This window comes from Lentzea aerocolonigenes (genome assembly GCF_000955955.1).
GTDB lineage: Bacteria > Actinomycetota > Actinomycetes > Mycobacteriales > Pseudonocardiaceae > Lentzea > Lentzea aerocolonigenes_A.
Genome location: NZ_JYJG01000473.1, coordinates 1 through 1,995 on the forward strand (window position 1 = coordinate 1; position 1,995 = coordinate 1,995).

Consider the following 1,995-nt stretch of genomic DNA (forward strand, 5'->3'; position numbering starts at 1 on the left):
ACCCTGCGCGGGCTGCGTCGTGAACTTCGCGAAGTGATCGGAGCGGTAGCCCTCCAGCGCGTTCTCGTACGCGAGCACCACAGCCGGCACCTGGTCGTAGAAGCGGGCCTGCATCTGCTTGACGATCTCGACCCGCTTGGCCTCGTCGAACTCCGAGAGCTGCCGCGCGTAGAGCTCGTCGTAGGCCTGGTCGCAGAAGTAGGCGTCGGTGGTGCCGCCCTTGCCGTCCGCGCCCGGCCGTTGCGCGCACGTGTGCAGGCCCAGGATGAAGTCCGGGTCCACGTTCGTCGCCCAGCCCGAGAACGCCAGGTCGTACGTCGCCGCCGTGGTGACCTCGTTGAGCTGGTTGTCCGACACCAGCTGCACGTCCAGCGGGATGCCGATGTCGCTCATCGACCGCTTCAGGTACTCCGACGCCTGCTCGTCGTACGCCCGCCCGGCCCGGCCGACCAGGCGTAGGCCGAACCGGGTGCCGTCCGCCCTGCGCGGGAAGCCCGCCGCGTCGAGAGCGGCGTTCGCGGCCGCCGGGTCGAACTTGCGCAGCGTCTTGTCGTCCGGCTGCCAGTGCCACTTGCCGAACACCGGCGGCACCAGCCCGGAACCCTTCTCCGCGTAACCGAGGCTGACCCGCGCCACCAGCGCGTCCAGGTCGATGGCCTGCGCGATCGCCCGCCGCACCCGCACGTCCTTGAGCGCCGGGTTGCCGTCGCCGATCGGCTCACCGGCCTTCGTCTGCGCGCCGGGGTTGATCAGCAGCTCGGTGAAGCGGCGGCCCTGAGCCCGGTTGCGCGTGACGCCGTCCTTGCCGTCCAGCGAGTCGAACTGGGCCGGCGCCATCCGGTTGACCAGGTCGACCTCGCCCTTCGCGAGCGCCTGCACCGCGGCGTCGGCGTTCTGGAAGTACACGAAGTGCAGCTCGTCGTACTTCGGCGCGCCCCGCCAGTAGTCCTTGTTGGCCTTGAGCTTGATGAACTGGCCCGCGGCGTGCTCGGTCAGCACGAACGGGCCCGAGCCGACGACCGGCATCTGGTCGTTGGCGTAGTCCTTGATGTTCGAGACCTTCTCCCACACGTGCTTCGGCACGATCGGGATGTCCAGCGCCAGCATCGTCACCTGCGGCGCTTTGGTCCTGATCACCACGGTCCTGTCGTCGGTCGCCGTCACCGACTCGAAGTTGCTCACGAAACTGCCGTTCGCGGTGCGCGCGACCTCGTTCGTGAGCATCAGGTTGTAGGTGAACGCGACGTCGGCCGCCGTGATCGGCTGTCCGTCCGACCACTTCTTGCCCTGCGGGACCGTGAAGGTCCACGTGAGCTTGTCCGCCGACGGCTCCCATCTGTTCGCGATGCCCTCGGTGACCCGCTGGTCGTCCGCCGCGTACGCGGTCAGGTAGTCGTACATCAGCCGGCCGACCTCGGTGCTCGACTGGAACACCGCGAGGAACGGGTTCATCGAGTCGATCTGCTGGACGATCGCCACCTTCAGGATCACCGGTCCCGAAGCGGTGGCAGGTGGCGTCGCCAGCACCAATGTCGTTGCTATTGCAAGCAACGCGCACGCTTTCACACGCACGAAATACCCCTCTTCCCCAGCAGCCCACCGCTACGTTACTCAGATGTGCGGATCATGATCTCGGCGGACATGGAAGGCGCCACCGGAGTCACCTGGACCGGGGACGTCGTGCCCGGCACCGAGCAGTGGCAACGGATGCGGCGGCTCTTCACCGGAGACGTCAACGCCTGCGTGCAGGGCCTGGTCGCGGGCGGCGCGACCTCGGTGCTCGTCAACGAAGCCCACTCGGCGCAGCGGAACCTGCTGCTCGAGGACCTCCACACCTCCGCACGGCTGCTCACCGGCCGGCACAAACCCCTGTCGATGATGCAGGGCATCGACTCCTCAGTGGACGGTGTCGTCTTCCTCGGCTATCACACGGCGGCGGGCTCATCAGGCGTGCTCGCCCACACCTACCTGGAGAACTCGATCACCGGCGTGTGG

At 67.7% G+C, this 1,995-nt stretch carries 2 protein-coding genes; one reads left to right on the forward strand and one right to left on the reverse strand.

What is annotated here, in order from left to right; all coding sequences use genetic code 11:
- The coding region (locus UK23_RS44040) for an ABC transporter substrate-binding protein (RefSeq protein ID WP_231114959.1) at positions 1-1,572 on the reverse strand (1,572 nt) is incomplete at its 3' end.
- Between the two features lie 45 nt (positions 1,573-1,617).
- On the opposite strand from UK23_RS44040, the gene UK23_RS44045 reads away from it, so the two are divergent.
- Positions 1,618-1,995 (forward strand): M55 family metallopeptidase (locus UK23_RS44045; protein ID WP_196778155.1); only part of this gene is annotated, 378 nt, incomplete at its 3' end.